We start from the raw sequence: 22705 nt of genomic DNA, 5'->3' as shown, positions 1-22705 counted from the left end.
ATGCCAGTGGCCCTGTCTGATTGCACGGGCATGTTTTTGGAGAAGATTGTTGGAAAAAGCGGAGCTGAGCCGATGCCCATCGTTATGTATGACGGTAGGAGTCGACGAGGGTGGATCAGATGTGATCCGTAAGTGAATCGGAAAGGATTCTCCGGTGGGCGAAGGAATCGCGGCTTGTCATGGCAAAGAGGGAAGGAATCAGAGGAGCGCTATCTGGTCGGGGTCGTGAGGGAGCGAAGATCCCATTCGGCCACTCCGTGTAGACCGACTTGTTTCAGCAGCGCAGCGCGCATGCGTCGGAGCGGGGCGTCGGTGGGGCGGGCATCGATGAGCGCGCAGAGACAGGCCATCGCGTCGTACCAGAAGCCCTGGCGGGCGTTGTCCTGCACGCTCTGCGTGCTGCAGGTGAGGTGCGGGCCTGCTTCGACCAGACAGGCATTGAACTCGCAGCGCTCGATGACTCCCCCCGCCACGATATCCTGCGATGGCGAGTCGGGGTTACGAATCACAGAGACGTACCATCGATACTGCACGTCCGGCTCGAGTGTCAGTCCCAACTCCTTCAGATTGATCGTCTGAATTCCTGCCTTCGTTGGAGAAGGGATGGGTGCTTCATGCACCGGCTTGATCGAGCGATTATCGATCAGCGTGAAACGAACCGTATAGGCCGTGAGTTTGGAAAGAAACCAATTCAGCACCGGCGTTTGATTGATGGTGAGGCCGACATGATCAGGGACGAGAGCTTGAATTTCAGGGTCGCTGCCGCCTGTCCCGCGCATTTCCCCACCGACACGCGCGCGCGGGGAATATTTTCTGGGTGGGGTATAGACCGGCAGCGACAGGTCGTCGGGGCCGGCAACTTGAGGGGCGTCGGATGGCTCGGGTCCTGCCGTGGCCTGCGTCGGCTCCGCAAGTGTCAGGCCCAGGGGCATTATACTGATGATGCAAACCAACAACGTGGGTTTCACCGTGCACCCCCTCTTGCTGAGGCTCTATGGTGAATGTCGATGCATGAATCGTACTCTAGCATATGGTCGAAACCCTTTATAGCCAGTTATTGAGCAACAAGAAGGGTGACCAGTAAGCCGGATGCTCATACACCCGATCAGCCAACAACTTCGTCTGAGCCTGTTGCAAGGCGACCGCTTTGGAAATTGATGGATTCCGGAGCCGCCGGTAGAATTCGGTAATCAGCGCGGCGGAGGCTTCATCGTTGATGAACCACAATGTGGCGATCGCGCTTCTGGCGCCGGCCTTGATGGCGATTCCCGCGAGGCCGAGGGCGGCGCGATCATCGCCGACGCCGGTCTGGCAGGCGCTGAGGGTCAGGAGTTCGAGCGGTGCCTGCCGGAACCGGTACAAGCCGACCAGCCGGTCCAGCTGGTTCACGGTGAGTTTTCCGTCGAACGTGAGCAGAAAACTCTCGTTCGCATCCGTCGAAAACTTTCCGTGAGTGGCAATGTGCAGCACGCCGAACTGACCGTCCCGCAATTCCTGCTCCAGTCTGGTGGTCTGAAATTCGCTGTTGAGCAGTTGATCGCCTCGATAGAGATCGTGGATCGCTCCCATTTCTTCGGCCACATAGGGGAGCGCCGGGAACCCCTGGACGGCATGGGTCAGTCCGATGGACAGGAACCGGACGGTCTCGCGGTCAATCGGGTGGGGGTCCGTGAGATTGAGCCCGGGGGTCAGCGCGACGGCAAATTTCTGAATGAGGAAGCCGGTTCCATCGTGCAAGGCGGCCAGGGGAATGGTGCGGAGCGCTCCGTCGGGGACAAACACCAGCGTATTGATGTGCAAGCGGGTCAGTTCTGCCTCGATCGGTCGAACCAGCCAGTCATAGAGCTGTTGAGCATGGGGAAGATATTCCCTGGTCGTCCGCTTCTCGACCGTGCGGCGGAATGCGCGTACTTCCTGCGCCAATGTCACGGCAGGGATGGGCACAGAGATCCGCATCATCCCGGTCGGGAGGCTGACGAGCATGTCCAATCGGTCTGCGAACATGATCGGATAGATGACTGCCGTGGTCGGGGAGAGCTGGTCGGGTTTGGTGATGCGGGCCTGCAGGGCATCGACGCATTCATCCTTGAAGTATTCCCGCAGCTCTGCCGCTTTGAAGGCTTCGATTGCGTCGCGCGCAGTCAGGAGATAGATCTGTGCGGCGGGGGTGTCGTCCGTCAACCCGGCGCGTTGGAGCAGGAGGTCGGCCAGTTCGAAAAATAAGGGGCGCACCGATTCCTGGTCAGGAGTCGACGCCTCATAGGAGGCGCGGGCCACTTCCGGTCTGATGGGCAGCAAGGTCGCGGCGGCCTGCCGGTAGGAGGCGATGGCGTCGTCGAGGTGCCCGCTCGACGCCAGCAGCCGGCCCACCTGCCACTGCCAACGGTAGAGCGCCTCCGGTACGCCCGCGGATTGCGCGGAGAACGCGGCGCGTCGGGACAACTGCAGCGCTTCCTCGGTGCGGCGTTCTGTTTCGTAGAGATGCCCGAGATAGCCGAGCGCATAGGACAAGGTGCGGGCATCTCCCAATCGTTCGGATAGGGCCACCGCTTCCTGCAGCACGCCGGCGGCTCGTATGAGCAGCGCATCGCCGATGGCGGGCAGGAGCGGCCGCAGGTGCCCGTAGCCCAGCCCGATATTAATCAAGCCAATAGCCTTGTTGTAAGACGGGGACAGTTCACGGGCTTGATCGAGGGATTGATCGAGCCAGAGCCGGCTGTCTTGCGGTTGGCCGAGCCGCAACGCCGCGCGCGCGGCGTTGATTCTGGCGGTAGTCGCGACCATGGGAAGCCCGGTGTCCTGCGCAATCGTCGTACTCTCATGAAAGGCAGCCAGCGCCTCGGTATCTTCGTGTCTGAGGGCGTGGAGAATGCCCAGATCGTTCAGCGTGGCGGCGGTGAGCGCGGGTGATGCTTCTTGACGGGCGAGCGTCAACGCGTCGGTCAGGCGTTCCTCGGCTTCATCGAGCTGGCCGACCGCGAGATAGGTGCGACCGAGTTGGGCCAGCACGCCGGCTGTGGTCTGCGGATCGCCGCTGTTCTGTGAGAGCACCAGGGCAAGGTCGAGTTGGAGCAGCGCCTGCTTGGACTGCCCGAGGGCCTGCGCAGCCTGTGCGGCGCCGAGGAGGGCCTGGATGTGTTCGCGGGTCGCGCCGCGTTCGCCGGCAAGCCCGGCGGCCTCCTTCCAGGAGGTGAGGGCTTGTTCAAACGCACCGCGGCGAAACGCGTCGGTGCCCTGCGCCAGCAGGGCGTCGAGATTGTCCGGGGTGGTCGCTCCCTGCACCGCGCTCGTGAGCAGGAGGCCCAGGAGTCCAACGAACGCCAAGCCGATCCAGCGGCGGATCCCTCGTGCGGCGTGCCGAGGGCCGGCCGCTGATGCCGTGAGGGGGAGGATGAGCATGTGTCGAGGGTTCATCGTCTCGTCCTTATAAGACTTGCACGACAAACTGCAGGTGGATGCCGTGATCCTGCAGATTGCCCGGCGGATGTGGGACGTGATTGAGCGGTTGTCCCCAGTAGAGTTCAAACCGCGCGCGTTCCTGCGGCAGCAGGCTCCAGCGAACGCCGAGTCCCACGCTCGCCAGCGTCTGTGGATCGGGTGTGCCGCCTTTCGCATTCCAGGCGCGGCCCACATCGGCGAATTGCGCGAACTGGAGGCGGGGCTCGCCGGAGGGAAATGTGAGTAGAGGGATGCGGGACTCAATGGAGGCGAGAAACGCGTTGTCGCGAATGAGCGTGTTCTCGCGATAGCCGCGGACGCTGAAGCGTCCGCCGACCGGCATCTGTTCCAGCGGGAAGAGGCGGTCGTTCGCGAGTTGGAGGCTCATCTGTCCCAGTAATTGCACGCCTCCCCACTCATCGAGCCGCCGCAGGCCTTGCACTTGGCCTAACCACGAGAAGAATTGCGTATCCGGGAGCGGACCGGAGTTGTTGGTGGCACCAAGCACGTCGAGCCCGACGGAGAAGCGGGAGCGGACAGCGATGACCGAGTTCGACGTGCGATGGACATACTCTTGAATGAAGCGGAGCGCGCTGACCGTGTTGACCCCGGTGTCCGACGAGCCGGGGATGAACAGCGAGGGGAGTCCGGCCTGGTCGAACGCGGAGGTGACCTTGTTATAGAGCCGTTCCCCGGTGATCGCGACCGCAAACTCATCGGTGAGCGTCTTGTAGAGCGGCTGGCGGAGCGTGATGCCGAAGATCTCCGCGTCGGCCTTCAGGTCGAGAAAGCGGAAGCTCTGATCGATCACGAGGAAATCGTTGCGCCGGTAGTAGGCCGATAGGGTCGTATCGTACCGGTTCACCGGAATCGTGTAGGAGGTGTCGATGATCGGATTCACCCCGCGCGACCGGCCGTAGGTGAAGCTGAAGGCATCGCCGTTTCCGGTGACATTCTGGTGCGCGATCGTCGCCAGACCGCGTTCGGCGCCCACGACCGGTGTCTGATGATTATTGAAATCCAGCCAGGCTTTCCAAGGAGAGGCTTCCTTCACCCGCAGACTCAGCACACTCTCCCCGCGGCGATCGCCGGGGCGGAGTTCCGCGTTGATGCGTTCGAGGCGTGTGTCCTGCTGGAGCAGTTGCAGTCGTTCCTGCAGCGGCGCGATGGCAAAGGGCGTCTTGACGCCCAGCGCCACCCGGTCGCGCAGATAGCCGTCACGGAACCAGTCGGTCCCCTCCACATCGATCCGCGCGACCGTGCCTTCGACGATGTGATAGGTGATGACTCCGAGCGTCACGTCCTGATCGGGAATGATCGCGCCCGACGTGATGTAGCCTCGATTGACGTAGAGCAGGGTCAGCGCCAGCCGCAGCCGCTCCAGGTCGTCCGTCGTGAGCGTGCGGCCCTTGAACGGCTTCGTGACCTGGTCGATCTCCGCTTCCGTAAAGACGGTGTTGCCGGTCACATGAATGTCATGCACGAAGACGCGGATCTGTCCCAATTGCCGCTCAAGGTCGCTATCCGGCGCTTGTGGGACCGGCGGCAGCACCATGCTCGGCGGGGGAGCCGGCGGCCTGAACTCCTTCTTGAGCGGACCGGGCGGTTCACCGGATCGGCCGGTCGGATCGAAGACCGGCGGGAGGGCTTGAGCCAGGAGTGAAGAAGGGGGCAGCGTGAGCAGCATGACGAACCCCGCAGAAAGGGCAATGCCTGCGCTCGGCCGCGCAAACGATGTGTAATTCCTCATCCAAGCCTCGACCTTACGCGCGGCATCCAGTCAATCCGCTCTCCGCAAAGCTCTGTGTCAGAAAGCCTGCGGGGGTCAACCGACGCAACGAGAGCGGGGCATCGGCCGATGCAGTCATGGCTGCGACCGGTGGCAACGCGATGGCAAGTGAATCGGTCTCCGCGCCCATGAGCGCGAAGGGACTGGGCGACCAACCGCCCGGCTCCGCCGGAAGAATATCGCGCCCGGCGACGATCAAGCTGCTGGATCGGCTATCGGCCAGTGCCGCGCAACGACCGGTCTGTAGTGATTGCACCTGGCGAAGCGAAGAGGGGAGTGAGGAGACGGTGCCTGCCAGGTTCGAGGTCGGACTCTGGATGTTCACCGTGCCGTTCAAGCCGAATTGCGACGAGGCATCCACCAGGCTGCCGGCATCGGCGAGGAAGAGTGGCGTGGTGATGGAAATATTCCCCCCGGCGCCCTGGACGGCCTGGGCAATCACCTGGCTGTTCTGCAAGATGACGACATTCGGATCGATCGTAATATTTCCACCACTGCCGCTACCGCCAAGTACCGATGTGCTGATGGAACTATTCACCAGTCGGATACGGTCAATGGCTTGAATGTCGATATTTCCGCCGCTCGCCTGAGCCGCTTCCGTCTTCACCGAGCCGTTGCGCATTTCAAATTGCTGGCCGGCATTGATCGCAATGTTGCCAGCGTTGCCTGGTCCCGTGCTGCTGGCGGAAACCGCCGCGCCGCCCGAGATGGTCACAGATTGCCCGGCTGTGAGAGCGATGTTGCCGCCTGATCCCGAATCATGGGCGGTTCCAACTGCCCGACTGAAGATGCCACCCGGTGTGCCGTCAGCTAGCGTGCCAGATAAAGTGATCGCGTTCGTTGCGCTAATTCCAATAGCGCCACCTTGTCCAGTGCTACTAGTTCCACTATCGATCGCTGCACCGCTGTTCAAGTTCAAGGAACCGGTGGTGATAGTGATGTGTCCAGCATCACCACAAGGGCCGGAACAGAACACGCTGCCAACCGTACGGGTGAAGATTCCACCAGGATTCGTGGCTCCCAGAGACAGTTCGTCTTCGGGGATAGGGAGTCGCCGTTCGCCGGATATAGATATAAGGTCCGTTCCGGTAATTGTGACATCGCCGCCCCGTCCGCTCGTTTCCGTAGTGGTGTTGATCCGCGCCCCCCCACTCATCTCAAGCCGAGGAGTTGTAATCATGATCGAACCGGCACGTCCTCCTAATGTATCCAGAGGTTCGTCTTCGACGCCCAGCGAGTTCGTGTACAACCCGGTGGGCCTGCTCGTGGTGGGCTGGTCGGAGAGGATGAGGCGCTCTGTGGCCGTCACAAGGATATTGCCGGCATCCGCATTGCCAGAGGTCTGGTTCCGTATAGAGGTTCCGTCTCTCAGTTCGATTACCTTCCCGGTGAGAGTAATGTCGCGCCCTGGTTCGAACGCGGTCTCTGTCTCAATTTGTGCTCGGGTCATCTGTATGCTATCGGCTGTGATGGTGATAGCTCCGCTGCCTCCCAGAGAAAGGGACCCAATGAGGCCATTCAGCATCTGCAAATTTCCGGCTCTTAGCGTAATGTCGCCTCCCTGCCCGAGGAATGAGTCTGTGGAGAGGACTGACGCGGTCATGTCCAAAGTGCTATCTGCCGTAAGTCGAATGTTTCCCGCGAAACCGGTGGCATCAATAATGCCCTGATTGATAGCCCGAAAGTCGCCTGTGCTGATGTTGACGTCATTCAGGCGAATGTTTCCTGCCGTAATGGTGACGTCTGATCCGTTGCCCGGACCGGTCGTTCCGCTATCGATGAGCCAGGTGCCACCGCTTGCGTCGAGATCGCCGGTCGTGATGTCAACCTTCCCCGCTTGGCCCGTCCCTGAGGTGCGGGTATCGATCAGGGCGAGCGTGGAGTCTAGAGCCGTTGATGTCACTGTCAAGTTGGCGGACGCTATGCGAGTCTCTCCGGCGTCACCCGATCCCGAAGATCTTGCCGTAAGCGCAGGCGCTCCATCGCTCGAGATGGACATGTCACCGGTGACATTGATGTCGATCGCAACTGGAGCCCCCGTGGTATTTATCGTATCGGCCAAGATCGTGGCGTTGTCCATCACAAGGGTTCCGCCTCTGATACGAACGGTGCCTGCGGCATTTCCGCTCACGACAACCAATGTGCCGGGGCTAAGGCTGATCGAACCGAGCGTCATTTCGGACGCTGGCTGGAAGGATGCGGCGAGAACTTCTCCAGGCGAGGCGACGCTCACGAAGTTGATGTGTCCCTCCGAAGCTGTGAGACGGGCAGATTGGATTGTGCCCGGTTCTACTTCTGTTGGTTGAATCGTGATATCTCCTCCAACGAGATTAATGGCTTGACCAGGTTGCACCGAGAGGTTGCTGCCTTGAACGGTGATGGATCCGTGATTGGAACCCAGAAACCCAAATGCCGCCACAGGGGCTGCACTCAGAAGAGCATCGGCTGGTCCAGCCACCGCGTTAAACAAGACACCGTCGTTCAGTCGAAGATTGTTAGCGGTGGTGAATGTGACAGATCCGCCGACATTCAATGTGGCATTGGGCCCAAATACGATGCCGGCTGGATTCATGAGAAACAGGTTCGCATTACCAAAGCCGGTGGTTTGAACGGTGCCGAAAATTGTCGAGAGATTTCCGCCGGTGACGCGACCGAGAATGTTGCTTGTTGGGAGTGCCGTCTCATTCAGAAAGTTGGCGATGTTATTTGTCGGAACGCCAAACTCACCGAAACTATGAAAGAGGTTTGTTCCGTTCCCAGGCCGAGTGCCGCCGGTGATACTGTGGACATTGCCGTTTGTTGTCACGACCGTGTTCAGACCAGAGGATGTGATGGGCGGGGAGACTTGAGCGTGACCGAGTGCGAGAAAACAAAACGGGACTAGGATAAGGACAAGGATAGCTAGAAGGGGTACCACGGAATGCATGTGCAGGTATGGGCTCCCATTTTTCAAGCCTGTCCTCTTCATGGTTCACCTTCGAGTTACGTAGATTTCCTCAAAATGCGTAACACAGTGCGCGCTCCGAGTTCACCAAAGGGACCTGCCAGGCTTCTCCATCGAGTAGGGGCGGTTGAAAATGTCTCCACTGCCCAGACGGACCGGCGTGGTGTGGTCGATCACACCACGCCTTCTGTTAGCGACCGTTCTGCAAGACCGGAATGTATCAAGGTGCCGGTGGCGGATTGAGACATTGACACGCACAAGGCCCACTAGTGCCACTGCTGGGATATGTAAATGTGGACGTGCATACCCTGTTTGGGTAGCGCAGTGAACATCCCGGGTTGTTATTGCCGCACTTGACGCTTCCGGCGTTACAGGTATAGCCGGATCCAACTGGACTGGGTCCGCCGATTCCCACAAAGCCTTGCGGGGACCCAGTGTAGCCTGTTGGGTCGCATCCCTTCGCGCCACAGTCATCGACCCCTACCACAGGTCCACGATCATCTGGTACCATGAGATCAGTGCGCCCATGGTGATATATATCGTGGCGACAGCCTTGCAATCCTACTAAAATGAAAACCCACAAGAGCACGCTTGCTCCTCCAGTCGTCAATGTCCGAGTTAACTTCAGCATCTCATCCCTCCCTTGTTTGGTGAGTTCACCGCTGGATCGATAAGCCGTGATTCTGGCCACCCGTTTGAGAAGGGGGCATTTCACCGTTAAGCTCCAGAAACAGTTTACGAGCCGATATGGGCTTGCCAGCTCGTATCTCGGTTGTGGGACCATCAGCAAGCGGGATCAGCACTAGTTCCCCTTGATCGGTTTGGTTCCCCTTGCTCAAGAACCGTAGGCCAATCGCTGAAATTACAACCAGATTATCTTCGTTGGATGTTCGGTATTGCTCGATTAGATGAATGAGTGTAGATCGTCCCTTCTTCAGGACTCTCCACCCTTTTCCCTGCTCTGATTCGGTGATCGTCAAGGACGATCGTGGTTGTCCCTCAACCAAGACCGGGAAGATAATTTCATGGACATCAAGTAACAGAGAGACCGGGTCGTCCGTGGCCTGAAAGGTTTTGAGCTTAATTATTGGGACATCATAGGTTCGTAGGCCAACCCCCAGCTCAGCAACCAATGTTTCTGAAGCGGTAGAGAGCCCTAATGCTTGGGCATACATCTCGTGATCGCGGTCCGGTAACAGTCCGATCTTCCGTATTTCCTCCAAGCCAAACTGTGCGGCTCCTTTTGGATTAGGAAATACTTGAGGGGCATGGAATGTTTGCCCGGTGTCCTCTCGGTTCACATCCGCAGCATGTGCGGAGAGGGAAATAAGAATAGGCAAAATGATGAGGGTTAATCTGGCCGACTTCGTATACAGGTAGATTGTTTTGAGGGATATGAAGTACCGCATCCTGTCAATTATCCTGTGCACCTACGGTTGGATATCGGAGATGTCTCCTGTATGTTGATTATTCATATCGCCCAAGCCAACTGGCACCTGTGCCGAACCAACTGACCTAAGCGTGCCGTCCCAGGGTTGGAACCAATCATCTGGAGGGTTGGTTTGAGGATCAATGACCTTGAGTTCTCTCGCGCCGCCCATGAGATCAGAAAATCCATGTACCACCAGGGTATGGGAAGGGTTACCGATGAGAGAGTGCAACCACACGATATAAGGCCGATCTTTTTTTATTTGCTCGACCGCTGCGGACCAAAATAGAAGCTGTAGCTGGAGCTGTCCATTTGGAGTGGACTGAGGCGAATAATCGAAAGCATATTTATCGAAAACATACTGTGGAAAACCACCTGCGCTCAGCCCGCAATCCGGTCTGGCATTGGGGTCATTAGTATCTTGGGCATATGGGCGACCGTCCTTGAGGCAGCAAGGCGACTGTTGTGGGTATACCCGGTTTGCAATCTCACATTGCGTGACCTTGATGTCATGATAGTCTAAGATGATCTGGGAGACGGCGTTCCAACACCAGCCAGCCTCAAGCTGCTTGAAAGCTTTCGTGCAGAGCACACAATAGTTCTGGTCGCAATAAAAAGGACATCCAAATTTGATTCCGTCATTGCTGGGAAGGCCAAAGGGGGGCCTTCGAATTCTACTGAGATCGGGAACGGGCTTAGGAATAGGAATCCGCCCAAGCCCTGGAGGCCTCGGAATCGGAGGTGTAGTTATTAGTGGTCTATCATCGGGAACGCGTTCAATCTCAGGGGCTATCAAAATAGCCGGCTGAGAGAAGCCGACTGATGCGTAGAGGAGCTGAATTGCGAAAGTAAGTGAGGTCAACAACCTTATTACTCTCTTCATACTATCCTCGTGCCCGGTTGAGCTTGGAAAGGTGTTACCAACATTTTCTGCTGATCTTAGCGCAGCCCTTCTTTAATTGTTTTTGTGATCTGGGATCCCAGCCACGAACCGATGACCCCAACATCAGCCGTGACGCCAACAAAGCCGCCTGTGAGAAACTTGCTCGTGGTGGGTGGTTGTGTGCCTGCTGCAACGACTTGACCGTCTGAAAACCCTCCGGCAAGTTGATCTATCTTTGCGAAATGTGCACCAGCCACGATATCCACTCCGAGAACGGGCTCAAAACTGAATCCTGCGTAAAAATTTTTGAAGGGATTGTCAACAAGGTTGATTCCCACAATCGGGTTTACTCGCTGGCGAAACCCTTCCCATGTTAAGTAGGGGGGATTTACCAAGATGTCCCGACCATCTTTCGAGAAACAGTAACACTTGAGAAATAGGGGAAAGTTCACGGGAGCATCATTTGTCCGCGATGACGAGATGACGGTTTGTCCCCCAGCATTTACTAAGGTGCTGTATGTGCGGTTCTTTGTGATGAGTGAAGAAAACACGGGCCCAGAGATGATGCGGAACCGATAGAGTTCGTGAACGAGGACGGTTCCCTTCAGCAGCTCTCCTTTAGTTGTATCGGTGAGTTGCTTCTCAACCGTGAATGTAATCCTGGTATTGCCTTTGTCCCTCGTTTCAAGATCGCATGGAAATACCTTGCCGTTTTGTTCCTGATTGATTGAAGTGATCCCTTTGACATTGGATAGGGTATCTGACGGGACTACGGGTGCATCAGACTGCTTAAAAGCGGCCTCAGCTTTTGTGCAGATTAGCGGCTTGTCCATTCCTGATAAATAGAGCAGAAGGTAGCCGTCATCTTTCCGGGTAATGATGGGTTTGGCCTTCTTGATCTCCTTATCCTTGTTTAAGATCTTTTGGTAGACTTCATGTGTCCTGGCTGAAATGTCGATCGCGCCTATCTCATTTTCTGGAACCTCATAGTAGCCATAGTAGAAATGTCCTAGAAGGTTTGGGCTATCTGGGAAGACGCCAGCCTCAGAATAAATAAGCCACTTTTCCGCACTTTCGGCATTAGGAGCGGAGAAGAGCTGGGATAAACATAGAGTAAGTCCCCCAACGATCCGTAGTATGGAATACGTCCCAGGACCCTTTTCCCTGTTTGTGCCATTGGATGTACTGAGTGCGATGAGATCTTGGGGGGAAGAAAAGAACTGATGTGCCCTGCGAATTTGAAGCGCCATCCTTGGCATCTCCTTCTGTCGCATTCGACCAAACTGACCGAGGACTTTCGTATCGTTCGGTTGCTGGTGCCTTCTAGCTAGGCTTCCGGCTCATTTTCCGCAATAACCCCTTGGGATAGGGCTGATGGGCCCTGGCTCGGAACATCGTCCTAGGACTGCGTTTCAACCTATTCCCCTCACTGGGGCATCAGGAAAATCCTGACTCTCTCACTCCATGCGCTTCAGATCTCCATGGGGCTTCCGATATGGAAGCTATGTCTATTTGTGAGCGCGTCTGTCTTCGGGCTCTTCATCGATCAAGCCTGGCCCTGCTCGGTCTCTCTTTACTTACCGGTTGTCTCCAGCTGGACCGGCGTGATGTGCTGCCTGCAACGATTCTGGCCTTGGTCTCTTCGTCCGTCGTGATCCCTGTTTCATCAGGGCCACTAACGGAAGATGAAGGGGAGTCGACAAGCCTCCTTCGTTCCGTAACCGGGACCGCCTGGCACGTATCGTCACTTCGTCTGGTCCAAGATGACGGTGGCTCCATCCTGCTCCACTCAGACCGCCGCTCCGGGTCTCTGCTTCAGGGGCTCGACCCTTCGCTTGTCCATCCGGCTGTCCGTCCATTCCTTTTTCCTTCCTGTGACGCCTCTGCCTTGCCTTAATCTGTTTTGAAGGAGCCGTCTCTCCGAATATGAAGCGAAGAGGCGGCTCCTATGTCCTCGGCCTGGAGGCGACGGCTGCAGCCCGGAGCGGGTTGGATCCTGGCTGCGTGGAGCGATTCGACTCCGCGTATGAGTCGAATGACACTTGGTCGGCTCCATGCTGAGGCGAGGGGTTTTTCCAAACGGAGTCATGTTTCGCTGATTCTCCCTTATCGGTTACGTTGCGTCATTGCTCGCAGTGTTTAGGCTGTCCCGATCTGAGCGCGCTACTCCTGCCAAATCAGCCGCACGACTAGGTAAATGAAGCAGGCCATGAATATGTTGGAAAGTAGGAGGAGAAGTGTGAAGTCCATGATGTGCTCCTTTCTATCCCTTCACGGCCGCTTGGCTGCTTTCTATTTTATTTGCGTCTCTGATGGCTGAGACCTTGTGCAAGCGCTGAACCATCAGTGATGGAATGTCGCTTCCGTCTGAACAAGCGTCGATTGTCAGATTGGCGTGGGATTTGTGAGCAATGATTTGCTCAGAGGTTTTCTGTTTCACTGATGAGCCATGCGGCAATGAACCCAAAATAATTCAGGCTGAATCACTTTCGATTCAGTGCCAACGGCACTAGAAGGTTCATTGAGCCTTGGTGCGCGAGAAGAACTAGGGCGAAGGTTTGATCCTACTGGTCGGTGGTCTTGTCGTGAAAGTCCTGTACTGCCTCAAACTCTGAGGGGGAGGCCGTTCTAGGACTTGCGTCTGAAGCATATGAAGGTCTGTTCACCGAGTCCTGCCTGGTTCTGAGCGTGAAGAGATGGACGGCGGTTCTGACTTTTTGCACAAGGACGTCCCGCGACACGGGTTTCCGCATCCAGTCGCCCACTCCTTGCTGGATAATTCCTTCAAGGAATTCCGTGTCGTCGGCCCCGCTGCAGACGATGATCGGGATGGCCGGGTGATGTTTCTGGAGGTGGGCAATGAGATACATTCCGTTGCCATTGGGCATGGCCAGGTCGCAGATCACGGCGCAGACTTCACTCGCCAGCACCGGTTGGTTCATTAGCTGTATAGCACTGTTGCCGTCCGGAGCCAGCCAGACTTCATAACCTTGCCGACTGAGCGTCATACGGGTGATTTCTCGAATGTCGGGATTGTCGTCGACCACCAGGATTGTTCCGTATGTCATGGTGCTGTTCCTTTTTCCTTTGAGTATGTCAGGTGCTGATCGCTGGTCGGCTCCATATCGCGCGATTTATTAATGCCCGATATCTTATTCATGGGTCGGTTGATTTCCCCATCGGTTTTTTGCCTGTTCTGATTCCGCTATTGCTTCCAGATCAAGTTCAGAACAAAAAAGATAAAGATGGCCATGAGAGTGTTGGTGGCGATTAAGATGAGTCCGAAGTCCATGGCGTTCTCCTTTTTTTCGGAGTGATGCTATGCACTCTGTGCAATGTGCGGGCCATACGGATGCCGGGCCCGCACGATCACTATGGCAGTGAACAAACATCAATACTGGTAAGACGTTTGGAGTTTTGTTGCGTCGGCACCATGCTGGGGCTGCCGGCGCATGAGGAGGGATGGATGGAATCCAATGCAATTCCCCTTGAATCCAGAGTGATCCACCGTGGGCGGGTGCTGAGTGCTGAGACCGGAAAGTGGCTGAGAGCTGCGGTCTGGAACTGATAGCTGATGACTGATCGCTGATAGCTGGAATCCGTGGGACGCAAGAGATGACCCCGTTCTGCAAAGCTGCTATGGTCGACGTCACGTGCTGAAAGGACAACGGGATGTTGAGCAGCAATGGCAAAACAGTGGTGATCACCGGAGCCTCGACCGGAATCGGCGCGGCCTGTGCGTGGCATCTCGACCGGCTAGGCTTTACGGTGTTTGCCGGGGTGCGTCGGATCGAGGATGGTGAACCTCTGAAGGCGCAGGGATCGGTTCGGCTCCAGCCTATTTTGCTGGATGTTACCGATGCGGGCTCGATCGAACAGGCGCGGCGGCAGATTGCCGGGCAGGTCGGGCCGCGAGGGTTGGCCGGACTGGTGAATAACGCAGGCATTGCCGTGGTCGGTCCGTTGGAGGCTGTGCCGATTGCCGACCTGCGCCGGCAGTTTGAGGTGAATGTCATCGGGCAGGTCGCGGTGACCCAGGCGTTTCTTCCGCTGCTCCGCAACGGGCGCGGGCGCATCATCAACATGGGGTCGATTGCGGGGCGCGCCGCGATGCCGGTGATGGGGCCGTATTCGGCGTCGAAGTTTGCGTTGGAAGCGTTGACGGATGCCTTGCGCCTCGAAGTGCAGCAGTGGGGAATTCAGGTATCCATTGTGGAGCCGGGGGCGATTGCCACGCCGATCTGGACGAAGTCCGGTGTGAAGGCGGAAGAGCTAGAGGCGGTCACGTCGGAAGAATTGAAGGCTCTGTACGCCGGAGTGATCGCGGGAGTCAGGGCGCGCGTGGCCGAGGCGTCGGCAAGGGCGATTCCTCCCGATGCCGTTTCGAATGCCGTGGTCCATGCCTTGACGGCCTCTCGCCCGAAGACCCGGTATCTAGTGGGAAGAGACGCAAAGATCCGTGCGCTGATGATCAAGTTGCTTCCGGACCGGTGGTCGGACCGGCTGATGACGTGGATTTTGAATCTGCCTCACTGAATGCCGGTGCCCGGTTTCATCCGGCTCATTCCTAGATCTCCCTTTGAAACATCGAACGAAAAGCGCAGTTGCACGGCCAGGTATTTCTGGACCAGGCCGGGTTTGTCAAGCGGCTGGTCCTGCTCCCGATAGACCGCCAATTCCATATCCCTCCATCGAAGGGCCAGCCCGACGATCCAATCCATTTCCGTCGGCCTGGCCTGATTGCTCCCTTCGCGATCGGTAAAGAAGTTCACGTCCCCATAGAGCACGACTTTGTTCTTGTAGAGGTCGAGGTCGGCGTGGGCTACGTAGCGGAAGAGGGCGCGCCCGGTATTGTCGGGCCGCGCGAAGTAGTTGCTGTTGTGAAACAGCCAGCCGGCGCCCCCGTACATCGTCAGGCTCTGATTGGGAAAGAGTTTCCGCCACCAGGCCATGTCCTGGGCCGACTGGAGTTTGGCCGTGATCATGCCGTCGGCATAGGCCTGCTTGATGCCCCGGCGATCGAGCGGCGCGTCCCGTTCATACTGGAGGCGCCAGCTGAAGTGATCGACCACGCCGGTGAAGGCATAGGTGCTGTCCCACTCGCTGAGTTCAATCCAGCCGTTCGTTCGATCTGAAAAGAAGTTCTGGTCCGTATAGAAGGTCAGGTACTGTTTATAGAGGTCGGTTTCAAGATGGACCATATGGCGCAGGCCGACCAGCCCGCTGTTGTCCGGCCTGGCGGCGAATGAAGGATTTCTGACAAAGGCTCCGGTCAGGAGATAACCGGCGAAAAGACTTTCTTCGGACCCGCGGTCCGTGTCGTCGGGATCGTCCATCGAGGGCAGGGGCCGGCCATATTTTTCCAGTGCCCAGGCGCCGGCGGGCAGACCGCACGCGAGAAGCGTCAGGATGAGCACGCAGGAAATATATTTTTGCAGCGCCATGATGGGGTAGGAGTACCATTATTTTTGGCGTGCGGCTAGGCGGAAACTGAAATGTTGAGGAGCGGGTAAAGGACTTATTGCACGCAGGGGTCGAAGATGGCTTCGCAGTCGTTGGAGGCGTCCATGCTCGGGGGCGCGAACCGATAGCGTATGTCGGTGACTCGATCCTCCGTCAGCACCACCGTGGCCCAACAGCCATGCCGGATTGTCGACATGCTGCCTTTCCCCACCGGTTGGGATTCTTCGAGGACCGGCGCCTCCCGGTAATATTGGAGGAGGACCACATCGTTGCGGGTCTGTTCCTTCACCGGTTTTCCCGCGCAGGCGAGGACGTCCGCTTTTGACTTGCCGATGACTTTCTGTTGATTCGGGTATTCGCCGACGGTGGCCGCGGTTGCGCAACCGGCGATGGACAGTAGTCCCAGCAGGCTCGAGGCAATCGCCAGCAGATGGAACGTGCTGCGCTCGGTCTGGGGTGATTTCCGTTCAGGCGCCGGCGTGTGGTCAGATAGTTTTTGTGACATGGGTCTGGACCGGTAAGGATTTTTGTGCGTGAGGTCGATCAATTATCCGACGAGGTCGGGATTCAAGCGGTTAAGCGGCTTCACTGACAGCGCTTTGATTTCATTGTAGACGATCGAACGGCCGACTTGGCGCAGACGACTGAAGACGCCTTCGACGATGACTTGGTCGCCTTCATGGATTTCTGCTTGTCCGAGGCTGATCACCTTGAGCGTCCCGGCCTGGTCTTTCAGGAGAAACCCATACGCCGGTTGTCCTTGGCGGTTAGTGGCGAGCTGCACGTTGGTCACAGCCCCGCTCACCACGACGTCTTGATGATCGTATTGCTCGGGATGGGCCAGCAATTCGGCGATTTCTAGGAGACCCGCCGCCGATGTCACCGAAAGTGTGCTGACGGTGACGACAGAGAAGACTGCCGGCAGCAGGACTGCAAGCAGCACGAAGAAACCGCGACGTCTAATTGGTTGTGTTGCCATGGTTGAACCTGATTATACCTGAGCGAATGCAATTCGCAAGGTCGCCTGTCTCTACCACTTGTCTGAGGCTTTGCCGCTGACGTCTTCTCCGATAAAGTTGTGCAAGATCTGTTTCTGAAGATCGGTGATCTCGATCTTTTGTTCAGACGAATCACCCAATGCGGCGTTTTCCGCTTTCGGGCGCGGAGCCGTCCGTTTCAGCAGTTCTTCATTGAGCGCTTCAGGGCTGGTGTCGGTGTCCTGTTGAATGGACACAAGCCGCTGCAACCCGAATAACGTCCGGGTGTTTTCGCTGTGCATCGCATTGGAGCTCGCTCCGTAGACCAGCGAATTCCAAAACTTGACTTCAATCGGCTCAGGCACCGCACCGACGACATAGGCTGAAAGCTTTTCGATCAAGGCGGACTCGGTTTGTTCCAGGCCATCGTAGGCGGCGATGGAGCGTTCGATCGGAGTGCGGGAGAGGGTCGCCAATGTGTCTTTCCAGAGATCCAGGGGGGGGATGCTGTTCGGGTTGGCCGGTGTGCCGGTCAAGGCGGCCTGGAGCGCCATCAGATATTGCGACAGGAATTTTACTTTCCTGGCGGCCAAGGTGCCGGCGGGAATTCCCCAGATATGGCCGATCTCATGGTCCTGCAACGTGGTCTGATCGGAGGTCTGTCGCTCGCGCTCCGCCAGGGCGAGTCTGGTCTTAAAACGTTCGGCCATACGAATGTGCAGTTGCATTTCAATGGCCAGCTGATAGGTCTGATATTCCTCCGCCGAGATGTCGTTCTTGTCCCATCGTTCTTCCAGCACGCGCAGCGCAGGGCGCGGAACGGCCACACGCGCTTGCGCTTTGAGATTCGCGATGGCCTCAGCGGACACGCCACGGGTGGCCAGGAGTGCCGAGGTTCGGTCAACCAATTTCTCGGCGGTCGCGGCCAGCGTCGTCAGGGCGGTGCATTGCAGCCCGGTGCGTTCGCGACGGAGCCGGGCGCGGCGGCGATACTCATCCCGCCGGCTGAGCATGGCCGAGATCGATTCTTCCGTCATCGTCGTAATCGGCTTCTTTCCGGAGACGCAACGGGGATCGGGACGGTCCGAGACCATGAACAGGATTTCTTCGTGCGTCACGTCCAGGTGCTGGATCAGAAGCAGCTTGAGCATGATGCGTCCCTGGATCGGCAGATTGGCGATGACGTCTTGGATCAGCTCAGCGGTGAGGGGAGAGGCCATAGTTGAAGGCATAGCGATGGTGTGTCCTGTGTGCGTAGGTTAGGCGTTCCCGGCTGGCTGCTGGTGTGTCTCCAAATAGAGCGCAACGTATTCGCGAACCTCCTGCACGCTGCCGTTAATGAACATCTCCCGAGGAATCTCGATGCGGACCAGTTTGGACGGATCGATTCCGCGGTCTTGGGCGTAGTGCTCGTCAATATACAGGCTCACGGATCCGTCAGGGAATCTGAGTGCATAGAGGGCAGTGGTATCAGCCATGGTCCTACCTGATTGGATGATGAAAGAAGACCTAGTACAGGTACCATATGCGTGAATTGGCTGTCAAAGTTGAATCCCTGCGCCGGAGGCCGGGTTTCTTGTCCTGGCGCCACTTTGCCGGGGAATCAGGGGGGCAAAAAAAGAACGGCTCTCGATCAAAGGACCGAGAGCCGTTTGGAGTCACATGAGCGGATTGTCAGCCGCCGAGTGTATCGAGCGTCTCTTTCACGGTTTTACGGATGCAGGTGAAGATCGGCGTATCGCGTAACGTGTAGCGGGACCCTTCGGTTTCGCGCAACGCCATCACAAGGTCGAGGAAGTCTTCCGGTTTATCGCTTTCAAACGCCACCACCCATTCCTGGTCGTCGAGACCGAATGAGTAGGTCGTGTTCAGCTTGACTGAGGGGAAGCGATGGCCGACTTCAATGTGTTCGTCCATCATGCCCTGGCGGGCCGCCTTCGTCAGCAGGAACCACTCGCGGGTCTTGAGGAAGGGATACACGAAAATGTACTTGCCCTTGCCGGGGACCACGGTCAGGCGCTTGCTCTCCTGTCCTTCATGGGTATGATGATCCACGTAGATCGAACGCTTGGTCATGGCCAGGTAGGAGTAGGGGGTCATGATGTACTGGCCCAATCCCGACGCGAGAATCTTCGTGGTCATTTCCTGAAACAGTTCCAGCTCGTAGCTGATGCGCCAGAGCATGATATCGCAATCGCCGCGGATGCCCACCGCAGAGTAGGCGACGACGAGCACGCGACCGGCATATTCTTCCACGGCGCGGAGAAACTCTTGTTTCCCCTTGGTGCGTTCGGCTTCGGGAAGACGGCGCCAGGCCGGATCGACTTTATAGAATGTGAAATTGACGAATTGTCGCTTGGGTGGCTGTGCGGGTGCGGTTTGTTCGGGACTCGACATCGGAACTCCTCCGTATAACGTCTTGAAAAGGCAGGTATGTAAAGAGCGGTTTCTTTAGCACTTCGTCTTTTGATTTGTCAACGGGCGAGAACCGGCCGCGGGGTTCGTTGACAGTGAAAAACCGATCTGTTAGGGCTTCTTGTTACGGAGAGAATTCATATGAAATGCCCGGCAATCGGCTTCATGCTGTGCTCGCTCCTCTCTGCGGTTCCGGCCGGCGCCATTGAGAGCCTGCCAGGTCCCGAACAGATCGCCGCCGCCCTCGACGCAGGCCGGGCTGCGGCCAAGGAGGGGCGGGCGCCGGATTCGTTTTATGTGCGGTTCGGCGCCGAAGATGAGCTGCATCCGAGTGGATTTCTCATCACCAAGCTCGGGGCGCTTTCCGTGATGGCGACGCATATGACGCTGCGGGGGCTGCAGCCCACCGAGGCCGATGTCGCACAAGTCGTCTCGACGAAGACGATGCTGGTGAGCACCGTGATCTTCGGGGATGTGCCGGCCTTTGCTCAGGAGAGTTACATCGTGTTCGATCAAGCCGGGCGCACCATCAAGCCGGTGACGGTGCGATTCGACGGGCAGGCGAACCGGAGCGCCGCCTGGCCGGAACGGCCGCGCTTTAAAGCGAAAGTCGTGGCGTCGTTCGACTACAACGATTTTGATCTCCGGGCGAAGACGACGATCACCGTGTTCCCCGCCTCCGGCGGCGCGGACAGTTTCGTCATCGATTTTGCCGGGATTCAATAACAGGAAATGACATCATATGCATGCTACCCGGTCCGCCCATCGCTCGGTCATTGCTGAAACCATTGCCATCGGGTCTGAACTGTTGGTCGGCGGACGGTCCGATAGCAATTCGATTTTTATTACGGAGGTGCTGGGGCGACTGGGGATCGAGGTCCGTTTCAAGTCGATTGTGGGAGACGATCAGGCCGATATGGTGCGGGTGCTCAAGACCGCCGTGAGCCGGGCGGGGGTGGTCATCATGACCGGTGGGCTTGGGCCGACGGTGGACGATTGTACGAGAGAAGCCGTGGCGAAGACGACCGGGCGGCGACTGGCGCGCCGGAAAGCGGCGCTCGACGGAATGACGGCGCGGCTGGCTCAGTGGGGTCGGACGCCGAACAAAGGGCAGTTGCGGCAGGCGATGATCCCGACCAGCGCGACAGTGGTGGCGAATCCGGTCGGGTCCGCGCCGGGGTTTCTGCTCACGTGGAAGGGGGCGACGATCATCTCGCTCCCCGGTGTGCCGCGCGAGATGGAAGCGATGATGACGGAATCGGTCATTCCGTTCCTGGCGGATCAACTCGCTCGGTCCACAACAATCCCTCCGCAGCCGATCATGCGACTCATTTTTCACACCTGGGGTGTGCCGGAAGCGGATGTCGATGCCCAGTTGTTGGGGGTGATTCCCCAAGGCCTTCCGGTCGACTTGGGGTTGCTGGCTTCGCCGATGGGAGTGCTGGTATCGCTGACGACGAAGTCCGGCGGGGCCAGGCCGGTCTCGGATGCAGTGCTGTCGTCTCTGGCGCAGAACGTCCGTACCAGGTTGAGCGACTGTCTCTTTGCCGAAGGGCGCGAGACGATGGAGGAGGTTGTCGGGCGTTTGCTCCATGAGCAGCGGTTGACGGTGGCGCTGGCGGAATCCTGCACCGGCGGGTTGATCGGTCATCGCCTGACCCAGGTGCCGGGATCGTCCGCCTACGTTGACCGCGGGGCGATCTGCTATAGCAATCAGTCGAAGATCGACATGCTGGCGGTGCCGGAAGACCTGATTGCCACCCATGGCGCAGTCAGTAAAGAAGTTGCCGCCGCCATGGCGAAGGGGATTCGTGAACGGGCCGGAGTATCGGTCGGACTGAGTGTCACTGGCATTGCAGGTCCCGGCGGCGCGACCGCAACCAAGCCGGTTGGATTGGTCTATGTCGGACTCGATGGCGGGGCAAGGGGAGCCATCACAAAAGAGTTTCGCTTTCACGGTGATCGATCGGTCATCAAGCAGCGGTCGTCGCAGGCCGCGCTCAATCTTCTGCGTCTCTGGCTGATCGACCGTGGTCGGACATGATTCGCGCCTTTCTGGCCGTCGAATTGTCCGAGGACGTTCGAGCCCAGATCGAGCGAGTGCAACAGGATCTCAAGTCATCTCTCGCCCGTGAGATGCCGAGGGCCGTGCGCCTCTCGTGGGTGCAGCCAGCCTCGATCCATCTCACGATCAAATTTCTTGGCGATATCGACGAGCAGGGTATTGAGCCATTGCGCGAAGCGCTTGCTGCGGCCGTGCACGCTCAGCGAGTGCTGGCCGTTCCGCTCGAGCGGCTGGGAGCCTTTCCCGTTTTGCACGCTCCCCGCGTCCTGTGGGTCGGGGCTGCGGAACGGTGGGAGCGAGGCGATGAGGCTCAGCGGCTGGCTGAGTTGCATGCGGCAGTCGAAGCCCGGTGCGACTCATTCGGTTTCGCGCCGGACAGCCGACCCCTGAGCCCGCATCTGACGTTGGCCCGGATCAAGGCCGGGGCGCATGAGTTCGGCGACACCCTCGCGTCGAGCAAGCTGTTGGATCGCCCGCTGTCATTGGGTGCCCTGGCGGTGGAGTCGGTTGCGCTGATCAAGAGCGACTTGAGGCCGACCGGTTCGGTCTATACGAAGTTGTGGGACGTGCGGTTGAATGGTTAATGGTTCGGGGCGGTGGCTGACGATGGACGACGGATCGCATCGGAAATCTGTCGAAGGGCTACGGTCATGTTGCGAAAAGTACGATCGAGGTTGGCCATGACCTCAGGCTCATTCTCTCCCCAGGCCCAAAACGACAACATGAGTTGCTGCCCCCGTTGCCGTTCAGGCGGCCCGGGCAGGGTGGTGAATCTGACTGACGTGATCGTGGCACCGACGGCCCCCCATTCAAATCCCGGATCGATTTCTCCCACGGCGTGAGCGGTGGCGTTGGTCAGCCAGTCGATCTGCTCGGTCGATGTGTTCCACGCCAGGTTCCGGTAGAGAATCATCAGGCGTCCGGAGCACTGCAGGCGTTTGGAGCGCTCTGTACTGAAAGTGGCGGTTGCCCCGTTGAAGGCGCAGTCATTGGACTCCATGGCGGATTCTGGTCCATTGAGCCATTCAAGGAGCCGGTAAAAGGTTTCGGTCGCCGCATAGGCGCTCCACTCCTGCAGATCCTCAATCGACGACCGGATGAGTTCAGGCCTTGTGCAAAAATCATAGTACTTGTGAGCAGGATCGGACTCACCGTCGGTCCAAGGGTGGGACCGGGGGCGTAAGGAGTTTGGATCGTTGTGTTCATATATCTTCATCATCTCTCCGGGCCGTGCCTGCTCAGCGGTGGGTATGTACAGCATAGCAAGTAAACCCGCTATCATCTGGGGAATAATTCGTGAGT

At 57.9% G+C, this 22705-nt stretch carries 19 protein-coding genes; 4 read left to right on the top strand and 15 right to left on the bottom strand.

All coding sequences use genetic code 11. The features are described 5' to 3' along the window. Positions 1–209: 209 nt before the first annotated feature. The 8 genes from Q7U39_18715 to Q7U39_18680 all read right to left on the bottom strand — a co-directional run bounded on the left by Q7U39_18715 (position 210) and on the right by Q7U39_18680 (position 13551). Complete coding sequence (locus Q7U39_18715; protein ID MDO9119994.1) at positions 210–968, bottom strand: DUF928 domain-containing protein; 759 nt, start codon at positions 966–968, stop codon at positions 210–212. Between the two features lie 76 nt (positions 969–1044). Further along, positions 1045–3414 carry a CHAT domain-containing protein gene (locus Q7U39_18710; protein MDO9119993.1) on the bottom strand — a complete coding sequence of 790 codons (2370 nt, stop codon included), beginning with the start codon at positions 3412–3414 and terminating at the stop codon, positions 1045–1047. A gap of 10 nt (positions 3415–3424) precedes the next feature. Continuing rightward, positions 3425–5188, bottom strand: coding sequence for a ShlB/FhaC/HecB family hemolysin secretion/activation protein (locus Q7U39_18705; GenBank protein MDO9119992.1), 1764 nt, complete (start codon positions 5186–5188; stop codon positions 3425–3427). A 13-nt stretch (positions 5189–5201) separates the two neighbouring features. Continuing rightward, positions 5202–8153, bottom strand: a complete 2952-nt coding sequence (locus Q7U39_18700) for a filamentous hemagglutinin N-terminal domain-containing protein (protein ID MDO9119991.1) — start codon at positions 8151–8153, stop codon at positions 5202–5204. A gap of 674 nt (positions 8154–8827) precedes the next feature. Then, a complete protein-coding gene (locus Q7U39_18695) occupies positions 8828–9580 on the bottom strand; it encodes a hypothetical protein (GenBank protein ID MDO9119990.1) in 753 nt (250 codons plus the stop codon). Between the two features lie 21 nt (positions 9581–9601). Further along, the gene (locus Q7U39_18690; GenBank protein ID MDO9119989.1) at positions 9602–10192 is read right to left on the bottom strand and encodes a C39 family peptidase; all 591 of its coding nucleotides are present in this window, start codon (positions 10190–10192) and stop codon (positions 9602–9604) included. A gap of 347 nt (positions 10193–10539) precedes the next feature. Next, on the bottom strand, positions 10540–11733 hold the full coding sequence (locus Q7U39_18685; protein ID MDO9119988.1) for a hypothetical protein: 1194 nt from the start codon (positions 11731–11733) through the stop codon (positions 10540–10542). A 1314-nt stretch (positions 11734–13047) separates the two neighbouring features. Further along, a complete protein-coding gene (locus Q7U39_18680; protein ID MDO9119987.1) occupies positions 13048–13551 on the bottom strand; it encodes a response regulator in 504 nt (167 codons plus the stop codon). 604 nt (positions 13552–14155) lie between these two features. Between Q7U39_18680 and Q7U39_18675 the strand changes: the two genes are divergently transcribed. After that, positions 14156–15019 carry an SDR family oxidoreductase gene (locus Q7U39_18675; GenBank protein MDO9119986.1) on the top strand — a complete coding sequence of 288 codons (864 nt, stop codon included), beginning with the start codon at positions 14156–14158 and terminating at the stop codon, positions 15017–15019. Here Q7U39_18675 and Q7U39_18670 read toward each other — a convergent pair. From Q7U39_18670 to Q7U39_18645, 6 genes are all read right to left on the bottom strand, one after another. Continuing rightward, a complete protein-coding gene (locus tag Q7U39_18670) occupies positions 15013–15927 on the bottom strand; it encodes a hypothetical protein (protein ID MDO9119985.1) in 915 nt (304 codons plus the stop codon). The two genes, Q7U39_18675 and Q7U39_18670, sit on opposite strands and share 7 nt — an antisense overlap. 74 nt (positions 15928–16001) lie before the next feature. Further along, a complete protein-coding gene (locus tag Q7U39_18665) occupies positions 16002–16451 on the bottom strand; it encodes a hypothetical protein (GenBank protein MDO9119984.1) in 450 nt (149 codons plus the stop codon). Between the two features lie 42 nt (positions 16452–16493). After that, positions 16494–16925: a cytochrome c maturation protein CcmE gene (locus Q7U39_18660; GenBank protein MDO9119983.1), complete on the bottom strand. Its 432-nt coding sequence runs from the start codon at positions 16923–16925 to the stop codon at positions 16494–16496. Positions 16926–16976: 51 nt separating this feature from the next. Continuing rightward, positions 16977–18155: a hypothetical protein gene (locus Q7U39_18655; protein MDO9119982.1), complete on the bottom strand. Its 1179-nt coding sequence runs from the start codon at positions 18153–18155 to the stop codon at positions 16977–16979. A gap of 27 nt (positions 18156–18182) precedes the next feature. After that, a complete protein-coding gene (locus Q7U39_18650) occupies positions 18183–18401 on the bottom strand; it encodes a hypothetical protein (protein MDO9119981.1) in 219 nt (72 codons plus the stop codon). 196 nt (positions 18402–18597) lie between these two features. Then, on the bottom strand, positions 18598–19320 hold the full coding sequence (locus Q7U39_18645) for a chlorite dismutase family protein (GenBank protein MDO9119980.1): 723 nt from the start codon (positions 19318–19320) through the stop codon (positions 18598–18600). Between the two features lie 159 nt (positions 19321–19479). On the opposite strand from Q7U39_18645, the gene Q7U39_18640 reads away from it, so the two are divergent. From Q7U39_18640 to thpR, 3 genes are read left to right on the top strand one after another with little or no spacing between them, the layout of a single operon-like run. After that, complete coding sequence (locus Q7U39_18640; protein ID MDO9119979.1) at positions 19480–20064, top strand: hypothetical protein; 585 nt, start codon at positions 19480–19482, stop codon at positions 20062–20064. Positions 20065–20080: 16 nt separating this feature from the next. Further along, the gene (locus Q7U39_18635) at positions 20081–21382 is read left to right on the top strand and encodes a competence/damage-inducible protein A (protein MDO9119978.1); all 1302 of its coding nucleotides are present in this window, start codon (positions 20081–20083) and stop codon (positions 21380–21382) included. Then, positions 21379–21987 (top strand): RNA 2',3'-cyclic phosphodiesterase, encoded by a 609-nt coding sequence (gene thpR / locus Q7U39_18630; GenBank protein MDO9119977.1) that lies wholly within the window; start codon positions 21379–21381, stop codon positions 21985–21987. The genes Q7U39_18635 and thpR overlap by 4 nt, the downstream gene beginning before the upstream one ends. On the opposite strand, the gene Q7U39_18625 is transcribed toward thpR, so the two are convergent. Continuing rightward, positions 21984–22622, bottom strand: coding sequence for a hypothetical protein (locus Q7U39_18625; GenBank protein MDO9119976.1), 639 nt, complete (start codon positions 22620–22622; stop codon positions 21984–21986). The two genes, thpR and Q7U39_18625, sit on opposite strands and share 4 nt — an antisense overlap. Between the last annotated feature and the right edge of the window lie 83 nt (positions 22623–22705).

The sequence above is a fragment of the Nitrospira sp. genome (genome assembly GCA_030653545.1).
Taxonomy (GTDB): Bacteria; Nitrospirota; Nitrospiria; order Nitrospirales; family Nitrospiraceae; genus Nitrospira_D.
The sequence above is the reverse complement of the archived record's forward strand: the minus strand, read 5'-3'. Positions and strand labels throughout refer to the sequence as shown.